This is a genomic window from Natronomonas salina, from assembly GCF_013391105.1.
Taxonomy (GTDB): Archaea; Halobacteriota; Halobacteria; order Halobacteriales; family Haloarculaceae; genus Natronomonas; species Natronomonas salina.
In genome coordinates this window covers 1,517,005-1,533,986 of the sequence record NZ_CP058335.1, presented here as the reverse complement: position 1 = coordinate 1,533,986, position 16,982 = coordinate 1,517,005, and the positions used below count along the sequence as shown (strand labels likewise).

Below are 16,982 nucleotides of genomic sequence, written 5' to 3'. Positions count from 1 at the left end.
CTCAGCGCCGTTCGAGGCAGCGTGCGACCGCGTCGGCGGTCCGCGTCGCGTAGAGGACGTCCCGTTCCCGGTCGTAGTCGACGAGGCCCGCCTCCGTCAGCTTCGGGAGGTGACGGTGGTGGAACCGGACCGCTATCTCGTCGTGCTGCGTCCCACCGGGGGACGTGCCGTCGTTCACGATCGTCGCGACGTGCTGGACGAGTTCGTCCCGCGAGACGGGTCGTTCCGATGCGGTGAGGTACTCGATAGCGACCCGTCGACTGACGTCGGCCAGCGCCTGGAAGATGGCGTCCATCGATTCCGGATCGACGCTCGGAATCGGTTCGACGACCGTCCCCTGCCTCGTGTCCTGTGACATTACTGGATGGTATCGATACGGGGCCAAAAGCCGTCTACCTCATTGGTGTGGTTACCAGTGACTCAGTCCTGCCTAGGCGAATCGAAGACGGCAGCGAGGACCTTCCTGAGGCCGGTCTGCAGATGCTGGTGGAACGTCGAGGACGAGACGTCGAGGGAGTCCGCCAGTTCGGTCCCGGTGATGGATCGCGGACGCTGGAAGTAGTCCCCGAAGAACGCCGCCTCGAGGGCCCGCTGCTGCTTCTCGGTGAGCCGATTCGAGGACCTGCTGGCGGAACTCCTGGGGGGTCTGGACCGGCCGCTCGACATCCCGCTGGGCGACCAGCGTCGCGTCGGGGAACGACCGCCGGAACAGCTCGACCGCGCGTCGCGTGTCGGCCTCGGCGGCGACCGTGCCGACGATGCGGCCCTTCCCCTCCTCGACGACGGCTCGCTCGACCCGGCCGCCGGCCTCCCGCATCGCCGTCGCCGGCGTCCGCCCGGTGACGGTCAGCAACAGGAGGCCGGCATCGCCGTCGGCGGTGGCGACCTCGGCGTCCGCGACTGCCGGGTGCGCGGCGGCCGCCTCGGCCGCCCGTTCGGGTTCGGCGCCGCTCACCGAGACGTAGGCGAGGACCGCCCCGTCGTCGCCGGGGACGATGGCCTCGAACTCGACGGTACCGCCCAGCCACTCTGTGAGTGCGACACCCAGTAGCTCGGAGTCGTCGTACCGGAACTCGAGTTCGGTGACGGTGTCGGCGTACAGCAGCCGTTTCGTCTCGAGGGCGTTCACCGCGAGCCCGATGGTCTCGCCGAGCTCCCGGAGCACCTCGAGCTCCCCGTCCCCGAAGCCGTCCGGACGGTCGGTGTAGACGTACAGCGAGCTGTAGACGGGTCGCCGTAGCCCAGCGGGATGGCCGCGGCCGACAGCGCTTCCGGCGCGCCGAGGGCAGTGGGAAGTGGGTCGTCCGTGGCGACGTCCGACACGGCCACCTCGCCGGTCCGGAACGGCGACTCGCCGTCGACGAGACCGTCGGTTCCTTCGATGTGGCCTTCGAGGGCCGCCGCGTCGACGCCCGCGCGGGCCACCGGCTCGATGCCGTCGTTCGAGGGGTCGCGGTCGCCGATCCAGGCGGCGAGGTACGCGTCCGAGTCCCCCAGCCGCTCACAGACCGCCTCGACGATCTCCGCCCGGTCCGAGGCGCTCACCAGCGTCCGGATGGTGTCGCGGATGATACCGTTGATGCGGTCGAGCCGCTCGAGTTCGTCGCGCTGGCTCCGGAGCTGCCGTTCCCGTCGCTTCCGCTCGGTGATGTCGCGGACGATGCCCGCGGACCCGAGGAACTCCCCGTCGGACTCCAGTACCGCCAGGCGGTTCTCGACCGGTATCTCCTCGCCGTCGGCGGTGACCAGGGTCATCTCCTGACTGGCGATGTTCTCCTCGGATCCCAGGAGTTCGCGTATCCGCCGTTCGGTCCGCCGGTAGCTCTCGTCGGTGAGCACGAGCCGCGCGCTCTCGCCGAGGAGCTCCTCGCGGTCGTAGCCGGTCACGTCCTCGACCGCCTGGTTGATCCGGACGAACCGACCCCGCTCGTCGAGCTGGTAGATGCCGTCGCCGACCGTCCGCGTGATGGCGTCGAACCACTGGGACTCCGCGACGCCATCCTCCCCGCCGGAGCCCGCGGTCATCCCGGTCGTCGACGGGTGTAGTCGTACCGTTCCGAGGTCCTCCTCTCCCGTGGCGAGTAACTCATGCTAGCACCTAACGTAACGCTTTATCGAGGAATAATCTGACGGCCGTAGGGAACGAATAATGCAGGTTCGGCCCGACGAATGCGGACCGGCTCCGCCTCGTGATTAATTTCGCAGCGGGTCCTTCTCGGCGACCGCCCGGTCAGTGCTCCGAATCGACGTTCTCGGCCTCCCAGGCGCGTAGCAGCCGGGCCATCGTCTCGTTGACGGGGACCGCGACGCCGAGTTCGGCGCCCCGGTCGGCGACGTAGCCGTTGATGGCGTCGACCTCCGTCCGCCGGCCGGCCAGCACGTCCTGCCGCATCGAGGAGGTGTTCGCGGCCGTGGCCTCGGCGACGCGCTCGACGGCCACCGCGGCCTCGTCCGTCTCGAGATCGACGCCCTCGGCGGTCGCGACCCTGGCGACCTCCCTGGCCGCCGCGATCGCCGTCGCGTTGGCGTCGCCGTCCAGCAGCGCGCCGTTGTCGACGTCCGCGAGCGCCGTCGTCGCGTTGATGCCGGCGTTGACCGCCAGCTTCTCCCACAGGCGGCGGGGCATGTCGCCGGCGACGGTGGTGACGATATCGGCTGCATCGAAGGCCGCGCCGACCCGGTCGGCCGCGTCGGACGGCCCGCCGTCGCGAGCGCCCAGGACGACCTCGCCGACGCCGGTACAGTGGACGACGCCGGGGTCGGTCAGCATCGCGCCGTAGGTGCAGGTGCCGGCCAGCACCGTCGCGTCGAGTCGGTCAGCCAGCGTCGCCTCGTTGCCCATCCCGTTCTGCAGCGAGAGACAGACGTCGAGTTCGACGTCCGCGAGCGCCTCGGCTGCCGCCGCGGTGTCGAAGGCCTTCACGCAGACGACGGCGAGGTCGGCGGCGTCGGGGACCTCGCGGCGGGCGTCCGGGTGGACCGTCGCCTCGACTTCGCCCTCGACGCGGAGCCCCCGCTCGCGGACCGTCGAGACGTGCGGGTCCCGCCCCACGAGGGTGACGTCGTGGGCGCGGGCGAGCAGGCCGCCGACGAGGCTCCCCAGGCTCCCGGCGCCGAAGACGACGACGTCCATGCCCGCGCTATCGGGTCCCGCGACAGAAAGACTCCGGTTTCCGGGTCAGTCTTCCTGCCAGTAGTAGATGCTTCCTCCGGACGCGCCGCAGGAGGGGCACAGCTGCGGGACGTCGTCGATGTCGCCGACCTCGCCGCACTCCCCGCAGCGCCACAGCAGCGTCTTCTCGCCGGCCTTGCTCGCCGCCTGCGACCGCGTCGAGACGCCCTCGGCGGTCGTCACGTAGAAGCCGCGCTCGTCGACGTCCTGGACCCGGCCGAGCCGCTCGCCGTTCGAATCGTAGACGGTCTCACCGAAGCTGACGCGCCGCTCTCGCTGTTCGGTGGCCATGTGGTGTGGTACGTCGTCACGAACCAAAAAACTGGGGCCCGGACCGAACGGCGCTCACTCGGTCGTCGTCTCGTCGACGTCCTTCTCGCCCTGATAGATGGCGATGCCGTCCTGTGCGACCTTCTCGGCGAGGACGGCGCACTTGATGCGCATCGGGCTGAGCTCGACGCCCAGCATGTCGATGATGTCGTCGCGGTCCATCTCCCGGACCGCCTCCAGCGAGGTGCCGCGCAGCTCCTCGGAGAGCATGCTCGCCGACGCCTGGCTGATGGCGCAGCCGTCGCCGATGAAGGCGACGTGTTCGATCGTGTCGTCGTCGTCCGCCAGCTTCACGAACATCTTGATGGTGTCGCCGCACATCGGGTTCTCGCCGACGTGCTCGATGTCCGCGTCCTCGAGCTCCCCGTAGTTGCGGGGGTTCTTGTAGTGATCGAGGATCTGCTGGCGGTACATGTCCGAGCCCATTCCCATTGTTGTCGGAGACAAGGTGAATGACGAGTAAAAGCCCACCGGTCGCGGGAACGCTCCGCACGGCGCGGAGCGCAAGGCGGATTACCCTCCCGCGTGCAGGCTGCGGCATGAGCGACGAGTCCCGGGACGACGCGGCGACAGCGGGGACGCCCGCCGACGCCGAACCGGGGGACGCGGACGACGACAGGCTCGCCCCGGGACTCAGCGACGACGGCATCCTCCTGTTCTTCGCCGCGCTGGCGTCGCTGCTGGCCGCGACGACCGCCTACAGCACCGGCCAGCCGCAGGCCGTCACCGTCTTCGCTGTCCTCGCGGGGCTCCCGGCGCTCGTGGCCTTCGTCGCGGACCTCGGCTCCGAGTTCGTCCCCGGGACCGGCCTCGAACTCCTGGTCGGCGGGGCGGCGCTCGTCGGCGGCGGCTTCGCCGTCCCCGGGCGCCACTACGCCAACGTCGCCACGCTGTTCGTCGCCGCTGCCCTGGTCCTCTGGCGGGTCGTCGACGTAGAGTTCCGCGACGCCGAGCGGTGACCGGCGTGGGACAGGCGCGAGCCAGCGCGGATTCAAATAAGGCCGGCTATCACCGGCGACGGCTCCTTCGTGGCGATCGGCTAGCGGGCCGTAAGGGGGAACTCCAGGGACATGGAACGGACCGGCCGGACGGTCGTCGCGACGTGCCTCGTCCTGCTCGTGGCGGCGGCGCCGTTCGCCACCACCGCGAGCGCCGCGATTTCGGCCACCGGTGCGGACGCTTCGTCCGGCGACGAGGGCGATGGACTCGGCCTCTCGATCACCGACACCATCGGGAACGTCACGAACGCCACGGGCGAGACGGTCCGGGCCACCGTCGACGCTACGGACGATGCGGTCGAGAACGCGACGAACGGTTCGCTGGCGGTCGTCGAGACCGAGACGGACGGCCGTTCGGACCCCGGACGCGAGGGACAGGACGACCTCGGTGGCGACGAGGGGGCCACCAGTTCAGGCGATGCTACTCGTCCCAGCGACGAGGCGGCCGACCCGCCCCAGCCGCGCTTGCGCTCGCTGCTGGCCCTCGAGGTGCCCCGCCTGACGGTCTCCGGCTCGGCGGTCGAGGTCGAGGTTCGTACTGGCTCGACCGTCGGGGACAGGACGTTGCGGGTCCCGCTCGACGGCGACGGGCTCGCTCCCCGGTCGCGGGGCAAGATCGCTCACGAGGAAACCACCGATACCGAGATAGCACCCGTAGTCGCTGCTGACGATACCGCAGTTGCGCACGGCGAGGCCTCGCCCCCGACCCCCACCCAGGACGTCGACGGGTCCGGGTCGGCCGAGGAGGGCTCCGGTGCGGGACCGGAGGCTGCCACCGGAACGGACGGATTCGACCCCGCGGCACCGCTCGACGTCGCACCGGCGCTCGGGACGGCGCTGTTCGCCGTCGCGGCGGGACCGTGGGTCGGCGCCCTCTCGGGGGCGGCGAGCGCCGCCTCCGGCTGGGCCGGGCGAGCGTTCGTCCTGTTCCGCTACCGCAGCCGCGACGGCTCGGACCCGCTCGAACACGAGACGCGCGAGCGCATCCACGACCTGGTTGGCGAGTCGCCGGGGCGGACGCTCACCGAACTCGCCGAGGCCCTCGATACGCCGCTGTCGACGGTCCGCCACCACGTCAAGATACTCGAACGCGAGCGGGTCGTCGTCTCCCGGAAGCTCCGGGGCAACCGGCGGCTCTACCCGCTCGGCGCGGAGAACGAGCAACTCGCGGCCGCACTCCGGGAGGAGTCCAGCGCCGCCGTCCTCGAGACGCTCCACGAGCAGGGTCGGGCCACCGTCGGCGACGTCGTCGACCGCGTCGAGAAGAGCTACAGCACGGTCTCCTACCACCTCTCGCGGCTCGCCGACGAGGGACTGGTCGTCCAGGAGCGGGACGGCCGCCGAACGGTCTCCAGGCTCGACCCCGCGGTCGAGTCGCTGCTCGACGCGCCCGACGAACGGCGCCGCGCCGGCGCCGAACGCGCGGGCCGGGAAGCCGGCGCGGACTGACCGCCGCCCGCGCCTCCTCGCCGTTCAGGCCGACGTCGGTTCGGCGTCGACGGCGTGGTACCGCCAGCGCTCGCGGTCGCCGTCCACCCGTTCGACCCCCGGCAGCGACTCCAGGGCGGGCTGGACGCAGTCGTCCCACCACTCGGTCGGCGACGGGTAGCCCGCGTCGTGGTCGGGGTAGACCTGCTCTATGGCCTCGGCCGACGACACCTCGCCGAGTTCCACGAGGAGGTCGAAGACCCGCCGGACCGCCAGCCGCGCCTCGTCGTCGAGGCCGAGTTCGGCGAGCGCGAACCTGACGCTGGCCTCGCCCGCGACCTCGCCGGCGACGTCCCGGCCGTCGCCGGACGCCTCGACGCCGGGCGTGCCGTCGTAGCGCCAGGGCTCGTCGGTCGAGTGCGAGGGTTCGACCTCGGGAAGTTCGGCGAGTCGGTCGCGGACGCACTCGCGCCACCACGAAGTGGGGGAGTCGAAGCCGGCCGGCGTCTCGCTGTAGACGCCGTCGACGATCTCGCCCGCGGTCGCCTCGCCCCAGTACTGCAGGAACGCGAAGGCCCCCCGGAGCGCCGACTCCTGGTCCGGCGGCAGGTCGAACGCGAGGATGCGACCCTCCACGGCGGGCGGCGTGTCGACGCGGTCGTCCATCTCGCCGGTGGCCTCGATCACCCGCTCGCCGTCGTCGGTCAGCGCGTAGGCGTCGCCCTCACGCTCGACGAGCCCGTTGTCCGCGAGTTCCGGCAGCCGGTCCTCGAGGTACTCGCGGTCGGCGCCGACGCCCTCGGCCAGCGCGTCGACGTCGGCACTCCCCTCGCGGAGCCGCTCGAGCGCCGCTCGGTCGCGCTCGTCGAGCGTGATGTTCTCCATACCTGCGGTAGGGACCTGAACGCCTTGACGGTGGCCCCGGCGGCAGGTAACGGGTAAGTTCCGCCCGTTCGCTCAGGCGAACAGCTGGCGGGCGTCGTCGACGGCCTCGACCAGCCGGTCGACCTCGTCCTTCGTGTTGTAGAGGTAGAACGAGGCGCGCGCGGAGGCGGTCGCCCCGAGGACGTCGTGCAGCGGCTGCGTGCAGTGGTCGCCGGCGCGGATGGCGACGGCGCTGTCGTTGAGGATGCTCGAGAGGTCGTGGGCGTGGACGTCCTCGAGGTTGAACGCGACGAGGCCGCCGCGGTCGTCGGCCGGCGGGCCGTACACCTCGACGTCGTCGTACTGGGTGAGCTGCTCGTAGGCGTACTCGGCGAGTTCGGCCTCGTGGCGCCGGATGTTCTCGAGGCCGATCTCGTCGAGGTAGTCGCAGGCCTCGGCGAACGCGATGCCCTGGCTGATCGGCGGCGTGCCGGCCTCGTACTTCCAGGGCAGCTCGTTCCACGTCGCGTCCTCGTAGGTGACCTTGAGGATCATCTCGCCGCCGTAGAGGTACGGCTCCATCTCCTCGAGGATGTGCTCCTTCCCGTAGAGGGCGCCGATGCCGGTCGGACCGCACATCTTGTGCCCGGAGAACGCGAGGAAGTCGGCGTCGATCTCCTTGACGTCGACCGGACGGTTCGGCACCGACTGGGCCGCATCCACGAACATGTAGGCGTCGTGGTCGTGAGCGAGGTCCGCGAGATCGGAGACCGGGTTGACGGTGCCGAGCGTGTTCGAGACGTGGACGGCCGAGACCATCTCCGTGTCGTCGGTGATCATGTCTTCGGCGGCCTCCATGTCCAGGTAGCCGTCGTCGGTGATCGGGATGTACTTGCACTCGGCGCCGGTGCGCTTGCAGATCTGCTGCCAGGTCACCAGCGAGGAGTGGTGCTCCATCTCCGTGAGGACGACCTCGTCGCCGGGCCCGAGTTCCTCGAGACCCCAGGCGTAGGCGACCAGGTTCATCGACTCGGTCGTGCCCTTCGTGAAGACGAGTTCCTCGCGGCCGTCGGCGCCGACGAACTCGGCGACGCGGTCGTGGGCGTCCTCGTAGGCGACGCTGGCCTCCTGGCTCAGCTGGTGGATCCCCCGGTGGACGTTCGCGTTGTACTCGTAGTAGTAGTCCGTGATCGTCTCCACCACCTGCCTGGGCGACTGCGTCGTCGCCGCGTTGTCGAGGTAGACGAGCTGCGTCCCGTCGAACTCCCGCTGGAGGATCGGGAAGTCCTCGCGGAGCCCCTCGACGTCGAGCGGCTCGGTCTGCTGGCTCATTGTCGGGCAGAGGGGTCGGAGGCTGGTTACTCCTTCGGTCGCGACACGCCGGCTGCTAGCCGGAGACGGTTATCCGGCGATCTCTGGGCCGCCCTCGGCCGACTTCGGCCACGGCAACCGGGTGGCTTTTCGGTCCGGGTGGGCGAACGGGGTGGTATGCAGGTCAGTGAGGGAGGCGTGACGGTCGAGGTGCCAGAGGAGCGCCACGGCGCCAGCGAGGGGTCGGGCTCGGGCGTGTTCTACAACCCGGTCCAGGAGCTGAACCGCGACGTCACCGTCGGCGTTCTCCGGGCGGTCGCCGACGACTGCGACTCCTACCTCGACGCGATGACGGCCAGCGGTATCCGCGCCGTCCGCGCCGCCGACGCGGGCTACGACGCGACCGGCTGCGACGTCGACCCCGACGCCGTCGAACTGGCCCGCGAGAACCTCGCGACCAACGACCTCGCGGGCGAGGTCGTCCACCGGAACGTGAACGCCCACATGCACGAGCACCACCACGACGTGGTCGACCTCGACCCGTTCGGGACGCCCATCCCGTTCGCGGACGCCGCCTTCCGGAGCGCAGACCGGTACGTCTGCGTGACCGCGACCGACACCGCCCCGCTCTGCGGCGCGCACTTCGAGAGCGGCGTGCGGAGCTACGGGACGGTCCCGCGGAACACCGAGTTCCACGCCGAGATGGGCCTCCGGGTCCTCCTCTCCGCGATGATCCGGACCGCGGCCCGGTACGACGTCGCCGCCCGCCCCGTCCTGAGCCACGTCTCCAGCCACTACGTGCGGACCTACCTGGAGCTGGAGTCGGGCGCACAGGCCGCCGACCGGCTGATCGAACAACTGGGCCACGTCGACCACTGCCAGCAGTGCCTCTGGCGCGAGCACGAGCCCGGGTTGATCGCCGACCCGACGCCGGAGTGTCCGAACTGCGGGCAGTCGACGTGGACCGCGGGGCCGATCTGGCTCGGGCCGAACCACGACGCCGACTTCGTCGAGCGGGTCGCCGAGTCCGTCCCCGGGTCGTTCGGCACCGCCGACGAGGCCGTCGACCTGCTGTCGACGGTCGCCGGCGAGCTCCACGAGCCCACCCACTACGACCAGCACAAGCTCTACAAGCGCTGGACGGAGCCGGCCATCGCGATGGACGAGTTCCTCGAGCGACTCCGCGAGGCCGGCTTCGAGACCTCCCGGGCCCACTACGGCGGGACGACGTTCAAGACCGACGCGGACGTCGTCGACATCCGGGAGGCCGTCCTCTGATGGCGGTCGGACAACCAACCGAACCCATCCGACAAGAACGCTATAATAGCCGCCAGCCGACGGCACAGGTGTCGGTGTTCTAAGGTGTTCACTGTCGAGACGGCGAAGGAGGTCGTCGCGGTCGCCCGTCGGGCGCAGCTCTCGATGCTCGCGGCCGGGCTGGCGTACTTCGCGTTCACGTCGCTCGTCCCCATCGTACTGCTCGGAGCCATCGTCGTCGCGTCGTTCGGCGGCGCCGAACTCCTCGACCGGGTCGTCGATGTCGCATCCTCGGTCTTCGGCGACCGGGCGGGGTCGACGCTGGCGAACGCGGTGTTCTCGAGCGAGGTCCGGACCCGGAGCACGGTCGTGGCGCTGGTCGTCCTGGGCTGGAGCGCGATCAAGATGTACGTCAGCTCGGACCGAGCGTTCGCGGCCATCTACGAGGAACGCGCGGGCCGCTCGCTCGCGACGACGGTCTGGAACGCGACGCTGGTGTTCGCGACGAACCTGGTGGCGCTGGCGCTGCTCGGCGGCATCGTGCTCCTCTTCGGGGAACTGGCCGGGCTCCTGTCGGTGCTCGCCCCGCTGGCGCTTCTGGTCACCCTCGTCGCCGTCTTCGTCCCGATGTTCTACGTGTTCCCGCGGGCGGACGTCACCGTCCGGGAGGTGCTGCCGGGGGCGGTACTGGCGGCGGGGACGTGGACCGCGGCGAGCGTCCTCATCGGCGCGTACGCGGCGGTCTCCGGGAGTCGCCTCTTCGGCGCCGCCAGCGGCCTGCTGTTGCTGTTCACCTGGCTGTACGTCGGGGCGCTGGCGATCCTGCTCGGGGCGACGCTCAACGCCGTCCTCGGCGGGCGCGTCGACCCCGACGGGGAGTGGGTTCCCACGGCTTATATGTAGGACACAGGCGTATCCTACAGCGTGCCTCAGTACCTCGACCGGGCGGTGACGGTGACCCGCGGCGTCGTCAACGGCGCCCAGTCGGACCGGATCACCTTCATCGCCGCGAGCCTGGCGTACTACGGCTTCATCTCGCTGCTGCCGCTGCTGCTGCTCGCGCTCGTCGGGGCCGCCGTCTTCGGCGACGCGGAGTTCGTGGGGACGGTCGTCGACGAGGTCTCGTCGACGCTGGGCGACCAGGCGGGCACGCTCGTCAGCGACGCGCTCACCGGCGCCGAGGGCCGCGGCGGCGCGACGGTCGTCGGTATCGCGGTGCTGCTGTGGTCCGGTCTGAAGCTCTTCCGCGGGCTGGACATCGCCTTCTCGGAGGTCTACGGCGAGCCCACGCCGGAGTCGATCGTCGACCAGCTCCGCAACGCCGTCGTCGCACTGGGCGCGGTCGCCCTCGCCGTCGTCGCGACCGTCGCCGTCGGGACGGCGCTGTACCGCTACGGGCTCCAGGAGGCTCTCGAGACGTCCGGCCTCGTCAGCGTCGCCGGGGTCGCGACGCTGGTCATCGGACTCACGGTCGCCTTCCTGCCGCTGTACTACTTCCTCCCCGGGACCGACGTCTCGATCCGCGAGGCGCTGCCCGGCGCCGTCTTCGCCGCCCTCGGCTGGGCGCTCCTGCAGACCGGTTTCCGCGTCTACGCCGCCAACGCCGGCAACTACGAGGCCTACGGCGTCCTCGGGGCGGTCCTGCTGTTGGTGACGTTCCTCTACTTCGGCGCCCTGGTGTTGCTGCTCGGCGCCATCTTCAACGCCGTCGTCGCCGGTCGCGCCGACGAGGAGACCGGCCTCGCCGAACCCGACGAACAGCCCACCCCGGAACCGACCGCCGTACTCGAAGGAATCATGAACGGAGACAGACTCGACGACGACGCATCGGACGCGGAGCTCCGCGAGGAACTGGAACGGCTCTACGACGAACTCGACCGCTTCGAGGAGCGGATCGACGACCAGACGGTCCACCGCGAGGAGATCGAGAGCGACCTCAAGCGGTACGTCCGCCGGCGGGTCCGCCGCGGGAAGGCGACCGGCTGGGGACCGTACCTCGTCCTGCTGTACGGGACGGCGATGACCCTCGGCGCCTTCGTCTCGCTGTCCAGCGGCTGGGCGGTCCTCGCGATGCTCGTCATCTGGCTGTCGACGCTCGGCCTCTACGCGCTGATGGTGCTGGTCGGGACGACGGTCACCGTCGCGGGGCTCCCCGGCCGGCTGAAGGACCGCTTCAGCGATCGATGAGAAGGTAAATACGATTCGCGGTCCGACGTCCGGCTATGGTTCGTGGGTTCGGAGAGGCGGAACTCGTCGCCGAGGCGCCGACGGTCCTGGTCGTCCTCGCGGCGCTGGTCACGCAGCTGGGGGACGTCTGGTTCCTGTTCGCGCTGCTCGGCCTGTGCTACTGGTTCGGCGAGACGCTGCCCGGCCCGCTGTCGTTCGACCGGCCGACGGCCGCGTTCCTGATCGCGCTCGGCCTCGGCGCCAAGGCCCTGACGACGACGCTCAAGCAGTGGCTCGCCTACCCCCGGCCGCCGGCCGCCGGGGAGGCCGTCGGCACCGACCTCCTCCCCGCGCTGCTCCGCGAGGGATACGTCTCCGCCGCCACCGCCACGGGGTTCGGCTTCCCGAGCGGACACGCCACCGGCGCCATCGCCGTCTACGGCGGCCTCGCGCTGGCGGTGAACACCCGCCGGGCGTACGCCGCCGCGGTCGCCGTCGTCCCCCTGATCGCCCTCTCCAGGGTGGTCCTCGGCGTCCACTACGCGGTCGACATCCTCGTCGGCCTCGCGCTCGGCGGCACCTACCTCGTGACGGTCTGGCGGCTCTGTGACCGCGGCACGAACGCCGGCCGCGCGTTCACAGCCGCGCTCCTCGTCGGCCTCGTCGGCGCCGCCGTCACCTACAACTTCGAGACGATGGCGTCGCTCGGCGGCGTCCTGGGTGCGCGCATCGCCTGGGGCGTCGTCGGGGACGCCATCGTCCACGGCGAGACGACCCGGACGGGGGGCGCGGTCGCGGCCGCCGTCGGCGCCGTCTTCGGCGGGCTCTTCGGCGTCGTCTACGAGTTCCACGTCGAGCCGTACCTCGCCTTCCTCGGCGTCGCGGTGGTCCTCGGCGGCGTCATCGCGGCGCCCCTGCTCGGCGAAGCGACGGCGAGACGACTGCCCCGCAGGTCGGCAGCCGGCACGTCGACCGGCGACTGAGAGACCAGCATCCGCGAGCGCTCCGCGCTCGCGGTTCCCGCTGGCGACCGAAGGGAGCCAGCGTAGCGCCCGACGACTAACGCGGCGCGAACGTAGTGAGCGCCGCGGCATGGAGGAGGGCGCGCATATTTTCCCCAAGTTTTTGCCCGACTGAGCGAGCGCCGGAGGCGCTCGCGAAGGAGGTGCAAAAAGTGGGTGTTCTAGAACTGATCGATGTCGGTCCCGATCGAGCAGACGTACTCGCCGGTGGCGACCTGCGGGAGGCGGCGGTGCCGCCAGAGGATGCCCTCGGAGTCGGCGGTGACCTCGGCCTGGACGGTGCCGAAGGGGTCGGTGACCTCGAAGAGGGTGTCGCCGCGCTCGACCTCGTCGCCGAGGTCGGCGACGAAGGAGACGAGGCCGCCGGCGGGGGCGCCGTACTGCTCGAAGCCGGTGGCGCGGGTCTGGGGGTCGGGGTCGACGTCGCCGTCGAGGAAGCCGTAGTGGTAGAGGACGTTGAAGACGCCCTTCAGGCCCTTCTGGATCGACTCCTCGTCCCAGCCGACGGCGCCGCCGAGTTCGGGGTCGATGGTGGGGATGCCCTCGTCGGGGGCGGCGCGGGCCAGCTGGCCGTCGGGGCCCTTCTGGTCGAGGATGTAGCCGCAGCCGAACACCTTCGCGAGTTCGAGGCAGTCGCGGTGGAGGCGGTGGCGGGGGCCGCAGCGGACGCGCGTCTCGTTGATCATACAGGAGGTCGACCCCTGGTGGAGGTCGAGGACGAGGTCGGCGCGGCTGGCGGCCTCGAAGGTGGCGGCCGCGATGCGCTCGGAGGCGGTGCCGGCGGCGTCGCCGGGGTACGCGCGGTTGAGCTTCGTGTCGTCGATGGGGTTGCGGTGCTCCGCGACCTGGAAGCCGTAGTAGTTGACGATGCCGACGACGAGTATCTCGCCGGCGATCTCTGCGGGGTCGAGCTGGGGGACGAGCCGCTGGACGACGCCGAGGCCGTTGAGTTCGTCGCCGTCGGAGACGGCCTGGACGTAGAGCGTCTTGCCGTCGCGCTCGCCGTTGACGACCGCGACCGGGAGACCAACCTCGGAGCCGTCACGCGCCTCGCCGACCGACAGCCGCCCCGTGTCCATCTCGCCGGGGCCCGCACTCGCCGTCCCGAGGGTTGTCATTGTTACAGTTCGTCGCCCGGGCGTTCTTAGACCTACTGATACCCGCCGGCTTTTCCTCAGTCCGCGACGGACTCGCGGGCGAATCCACGTCCGAATCGGAGCGGCTTTTAGGTCTCGCGGGGGAAGGCCGACCGTGTCCGCCGACAGACCGGACCGCCCGGGCGTCGCCGCACTGGTCGCCGAACTGGATGTCCGCCGGCACGTCCGGACGGCCGCCATCGCGGGCGCCGGCTTCGCGCTGGCGGTGTTCTTGCTGTTCGCCTACGCGCCGGGGACCGACGAGTCGCTGCTGTATTGGGCGGCGCTGGCGTTCGTCCTCGCGTTCGCGGTCACGGGGCTGGTCGCCACCGTCCTGCTCTCGTACGCGGCCTACCGGCACACCCTGGCTGTCACCGACGGCGAGCCGGGCCGGCGGTCGCCGACGACGCTGGCGGTCGTCTTCGGGCTGCTCGGCTGGGTGCTCGTCCCCGTCTCGGTCGCGCTGGCGTTCGACCGGGTGACCGAGGGGTTCGCGCTCGTCGTGGCGACGGTAACGGGCAGTTTCGTCGTCCTCGTCGTGGGAGGCCTCGGCCTACGACTCGTGACGGCGTTATCGCTGTCCCACGAGTGGCGGCCGCTCGACGGTGCCGTCGCCGCCGTGGCGTACACGGCGCTCGTCGTCGCGCCTGCGATCGGCTGTCCCTCCGGCGGCCCCTGCCTGGGGACGCCCGACCGGCTCGTCGCCGCGACGGTCGGCCTGAACCTCGGCGCGGTCGGGGTCGGCTACGCCGCGGTCGCCCTCGGCGGCGGACTGCTGCTGGGCGTCGTCCTGGGGCTCCGGCGGGCCGCTCCGCCGCACGGGTTCTTCGCCGGCATCGTCGCCGCCGTGGCCGCGCTGCCCGTCGTCGCCGCGGCGACGCGGGACCCCGCGGTCGTCCGGACGACGGCGCTGTACCTGCCGGTCGTCCTCGGGACGGTCGCCGCGCTCGGTGGCGGGGTGGTCTACGCCCTCGGAACCGGGAGTGGACGTTCGTCCACCGACGGATAGCGGCGGTTCTTGCTTACGCGAACGGTAACCCTTTTCTCCCGGGCATCGAAACCGATACCACATGTCCGAGGAGCTCAAGAAAGGGCTAGAGGGTGTCCTGGTCGCCGAGTCGTCGCTGAGCTACATCGACGGCGACGAGGGCAAGCTCGTCTACCGTGGCTACACCATCGACGACCTCGCGCGCGACGCGAGCTTCGAGGAGGTCGTCTACCTGCTGTGGCACGGCGAACTGCCCGACCGTGAGGAACTGTCGTCGTTCAAGGAATCGATGGCGGAGGAGCGCCACCTCGACGACGGCGTCCACCGGCTCGTCCGCGAGCTCGCGGAGGCCGACGAGGAGCCGATGGCCGCCCTCCGGACCGTCGTCTCGAATCTCTCGGCGTACGACGCCGACGCCGACGCCGACCCGACGGACGAGGACGCCAACCTCCGGAAGGGTCGCCGCATCACCGCCAAGATCCCGACGGCGCTGGCGGCGTTCGCCCGCATCCGCAACGGCGACGACCCGGTCTCGCCCCGCGAGGACCTCGACCACGCCGCGAACTTCCTCTACATGCTGAACGACGAGGAGCCGGACGACGTCCTCGCGGAGACGTTCGACATGGCGCTGGTCCTGCACGCCGACCACGGCCTCAACGCCTCGACGTTCTCGGCGATGGTCACCTCCTCGACGCTGGCGGACCTCCACGCCGCCATCACCTCCGCCGTCGGCGCGCTCTCCGGGAGCCTCCACGGCGGCGCCAACCAGGACGTCATGGAGATGCTCAAGGAGGTCGACGACTCCGGGAAGGACCCCCTCCAGTGGGTCCAGGACGCCATCGACCAGGGCCGCCGCGTCCCCGGGTTCGGCCACCGCGTCTACAACGTCAAGGACCCCCGCGCCCGCATCCTCAGCGAGAAGTCCAAGGCACTCGGCGAGGCCGGCGACATGAAGTGGTACGATTACTCGACCACCATCGAGGACCACCTCGTCGAGGAGAAGGGCCTCGCGCCGAACGTCGACTTCTACTCGGCGTCGACGTACTACCAGATGGGCATCCCCGTCGACATCTACACCCCCATCTTCGCGATGAGCCGCGTCGGCGGCTGGGTCGCCCACGTCCTCGAGCAGTACGAGGACAACCGCCTCATCCGCCCCCGCGGCCGCTACGTCGGCCCGGACGACCAGGACTTCACGCCCATCGACCAGCGGTAGGGCCTGCAGCCCCCGCGGTTTTCACGATCTTTTTCGCCCGTGCAGATACGCTCCGAGGACCCCGTCCGACGCTCCGGTGAACGTGGCGACGGATTTCGAGGTGTTCGCGGCCCGGTAGTGGTCACGCCTGGCTGAACTCTCAGCCTCGTAGTCACTTGAACGACCGGTGACGCTTTCAGGCGCGGACCTCTACCCCGTACCAATGACGGAGGAGTACGGCCTGCTCGAGGTCGAGGAGGACGAGGCGGTGGGCGACGAGTGGGAGGAGATCGACGTCGCCGACACGGAGGCCGACCGCATCGCCCGAAAGCAGGACCGTGAGTTCCTCGAGTTCCGCAAGCGGATCAAGAACACCGAGCAGTTCAAGGTGGAAGCGTCGGTGTTCGACGACGCGACGCTGGGGGCCCTCTACAAGCTGGTCCAGGACGGCTACATCGACGCCTTCGGCGGCCCCATCTCGACGGGCAAGGAGGCGAACGTCTACACGGCGCTGGGGCCGGACGGCGAGGTGGCCGTGAAGGTCTACCGCATCAACGCCTCGGACTTCAAGCAGATGCGCGACTACCTCGACGGCGACCCGCGGTTCGAGGGCATCGGCGCGGACAAGAAGAAGGTCGTCGTCGCGTGGACGAAAAAGGAGTTCGCGAACCTCTCGCGGGCGCGGAAGGCGGGCGTCCGGGTGCCGGAACCCATCGCCGTCGAGCGGAACGTGCTCGTGATGGAGTACCTCGGGGGCGACGAGAACCGCGCCAAGCGACTCAACGAGGTCACCGTCGAGAACCCGGAGACGGCCTACGAGGTCGTCCGGGAGTACGCCCGGCGGCTCTACCGCGCCGGCCTCATCCACGGCGACCTCTCGGAGTACAACATCGTGGTCCACCAGGGCGAACTCGCGGTCCTGGACCTGGGACAGGCGGTCACCGTCCACCACCCGAACAGCCGGGAGTTCCTCGAGCGGGACTGCCACAACGTGGCCGCGTTCTTCCGGCGGCAGGGCTTCGAGGTGAGCGACGACGAGATGCTGGAGTACGTCACGGAACCGGAGCCGGAGCCGTCCGGGGACGTCGAATAGCTGGCGTCGTTTCCTCGCCGCG

Annotated in this window: 18 protein-coding genes and 1 pseudogene; 9 read left to right on the top strand and 10 right to left on the bottom strand. The window is 70.5% G+C overall.

Going from position 1 to position 16,982, the window contains the following annotated elements; all coding sequences use genetic code 11:
- Position 1: 1 nt before the first annotated feature.
- The 7 genes and pseudogenes from HWV07_RS08230 to sufU form a co-directional block, all read right to left on the bottom strand.
- A complete protein-coding gene (locus HWV07_RS08230; protein ID WP_178333839.1) occupies positions 2-358 on the bottom strand; it encodes a DUF7344 domain-containing protein in 357 nt (118 codons plus the stop codon).
- 62 nt (positions 359-420) lie between these two features.
- Positions 421-666, bottom strand: coding sequence for a helix-turn-helix domain-containing protein (locus HWV07_RS20090; RefSeq protein WP_425487804.1), 246 nt, complete (start codon positions 664-666; stop codon positions 421-423).
- A 22-nt stretch (positions 667-688) separates the two neighbouring features.
- Positions 689-1,129: pseudogene (locus tag HWV07_RS20085) on the bottom strand (bacterio-opsin activator domain-containing protein); the annotation flags it as partial.
- Entirely contained in the window at positions 1,126-2,025 is a 900-nt protein-coding gene (locus HWV07_RS08220; RefSeq protein ID WP_178333837.1) for a PAS domain S-box protein, read from the bottom strand. The gene HWV07_RS08220 and the pseudogene HWV07_RS20085, both read right to left, overlap by 4 nt.
- Positions 2,026-2,230: 205 nt before the next feature.
- Positions 2,231-3,133 carry a ketopantoate reductase family protein gene (locus tag HWV07_RS08215; protein WP_178333836.1) on the bottom strand — a complete coding sequence of 301 codons (903 nt, stop codon included), beginning with the start codon at positions 3,131-3,133 and terminating at the stop codon, positions 2,231-2,233.
- 45 nt (positions 3,134-3,178) lie between these two features.
- Complete coding sequence (locus HWV07_RS08210) at positions 3,179-3,463, bottom strand: DUF7130 family rubredoxin-like protein (RefSeq protein ID WP_178333835.1); 285 nt, start codon at positions 3,461-3,463, stop codon at positions 3,179-3,181.
- Positions 3,464-3,517: 54 nt separating this feature from the next.
- Positions 3,518-3,934, bottom strand: a complete 417-nt coding sequence (gene sufU, locus HWV07_RS08205) for a Fe-S cluster assembly sulfur transfer protein SufU (RefSeq protein WP_178333834.1) — start codon at positions 3,932-3,934, stop codon at positions 3,518-3,520.
- A 107-nt stretch (positions 3,935-4,041) separates the two neighbouring features.
- Here sufU and HWV07_RS08200 point away from each other — a divergent pair, with 107 nt between their 5' ends.
- Positions 4,042-4,461, top strand: coding sequence for a hypothetical protein (locus HWV07_RS08200; RefSeq protein WP_178333833.1), 420 nt, complete (start codon positions 4,042-4,044; stop codon positions 4,459-4,461).
- A 111-nt stretch (positions 4,462-4,572) separates the two neighbouring features.
- On the top strand, positions 4,573-5,949 hold the full coding sequence (locus tag HWV07_RS08195; protein WP_178333832.1) for a winged helix-turn-helix transcriptional regulator: 1,377 nt from the start codon (positions 4,573-4,575) through the stop codon (positions 5,947-5,949).
- 24 nt (positions 5,950-5,973) lie between these two features.
- Here HWV07_RS08195 and HWV07_RS08190 read toward each other — a convergent pair whose 3' ends face one another.
- Positions 5,974-6,813 carry a hypothetical protein gene (locus tag HWV07_RS08190; protein ID WP_178333831.1) on the bottom strand — a complete coding sequence of 280 codons (840 nt, stop codon included), beginning with the start codon at positions 6,811-6,813 and terminating at the stop codon, positions 5,974-5,976.
- A gap of 72 nt (positions 6,814-6,885) precedes the next feature.
- Positions 6,886-8,124, bottom strand: a complete 1,239-nt coding sequence (locus tag HWV07_RS08185) for an aminotransferase class V-fold PLP-dependent enzyme (RefSeq protein ID WP_178333830.1) — start codon at positions 8,122-8,124, stop codon at positions 6,886-6,888.
- Between the two features lie 156 nt (positions 8,125-8,280).
- Here HWV07_RS08185 and HWV07_RS08180 point away from each other — a divergent pair, with 156 nt between their 5' ends.
- The 4 genes from HWV07_RS08180 (at position 8,281) to HWV07_RS08165 (ending at position 12,509) form a co-directional block, all read left to right on the top strand.
- On the top strand, positions 8,281-9,381 hold the full coding sequence (locus tag HWV07_RS08180; protein WP_178333829.1) for a tRNA (guanine(26)-N(2))-dimethyltransferase: 1,101 nt from the start codon (positions 8,281-8,283) through the stop codon (positions 9,379-9,381).
- 84 nt (positions 9,382-9,465) lie between these two features.
- Complete coding sequence (locus HWV07_RS08175; protein WP_178333828.1) at positions 9,466-10,263, top strand: YihY/virulence factor BrkB family protein; 798 nt, start codon at positions 9,466-9,468, stop codon at positions 10,261-10,263.
- 21 nt (positions 10,264-10,284) lie between these two features.
- Positions 10,285-11,547 (top strand): YihY/virulence factor BrkB family protein, encoded by a 1,263-nt coding sequence (locus HWV07_RS08170; protein WP_178333827.1) that lies wholly within the window; start codon positions 10,285-10,287, stop codon positions 11,545-11,547.
- A 35-nt stretch (positions 11,548-11,582) separates the two neighbouring features.
- Positions 11,583-12,509 carry a phosphatase PAP2 family protein gene (locus HWV07_RS08165; RefSeq protein WP_178333826.1) on the top strand — a complete coding sequence of 309 codons (927 nt, stop codon included), beginning with the start codon at positions 11,583-11,585 and terminating at the stop codon, positions 12,507-12,509.
- A gap of 200 nt (positions 12,510-12,709) precedes the next feature.
- On the opposite strand, the gene HWV07_RS08160 is transcribed toward HWV07_RS08165, so the two are convergent.
- Entirely contained in the window at positions 12,710-13,666 is a 957-nt protein-coding gene (locus HWV07_RS08160; protein WP_178333825.1) for a succinylglutamate desuccinylase/aspartoacylase family protein, read from the bottom strand.
- A 133-nt stretch (positions 13,667-13,799) separates the two neighbouring features.
- On the opposite strand from HWV07_RS08160, the gene HWV07_RS08155 reads away from it, so the two are divergent.
- The 3 genes from HWV07_RS08155 (at position 13,800) to rio1 (ending at position 16,960) form a co-directional block, all read left to right on the top strand.
- Positions 13,800-14,693, top strand: a complete 894-nt coding sequence (locus HWV07_RS08155; RefSeq protein ID WP_178333824.1) for a DUF7536 family protein — start codon at positions 13,800-13,802, stop codon at positions 14,691-14,693.
- A gap of 61 nt (positions 14,694-14,754) precedes the next feature.
- The gene (gene citZ, locus HWV07_RS08150; protein ID WP_178333823.1) at positions 14,755-15,888 is read left to right on the top strand and encodes a citrate synthase; all 1,134 of its coding nucleotides are present in this window, start codon (positions 14,755-14,757) and stop codon (positions 15,886-15,888) included.
- A 202-nt stretch (positions 15,889-16,090) separates the two neighbouring features.
- Entirely contained in the window at positions 16,091-16,960 is an 870-nt protein-coding gene (gene rio1, locus HWV07_RS08145) for a serine/threonine-protein kinase Rio1 (protein ID WP_178333822.1), read from the top strand.
- Positions 16,961-16,982: the final 22 nt, after the last annotated feature.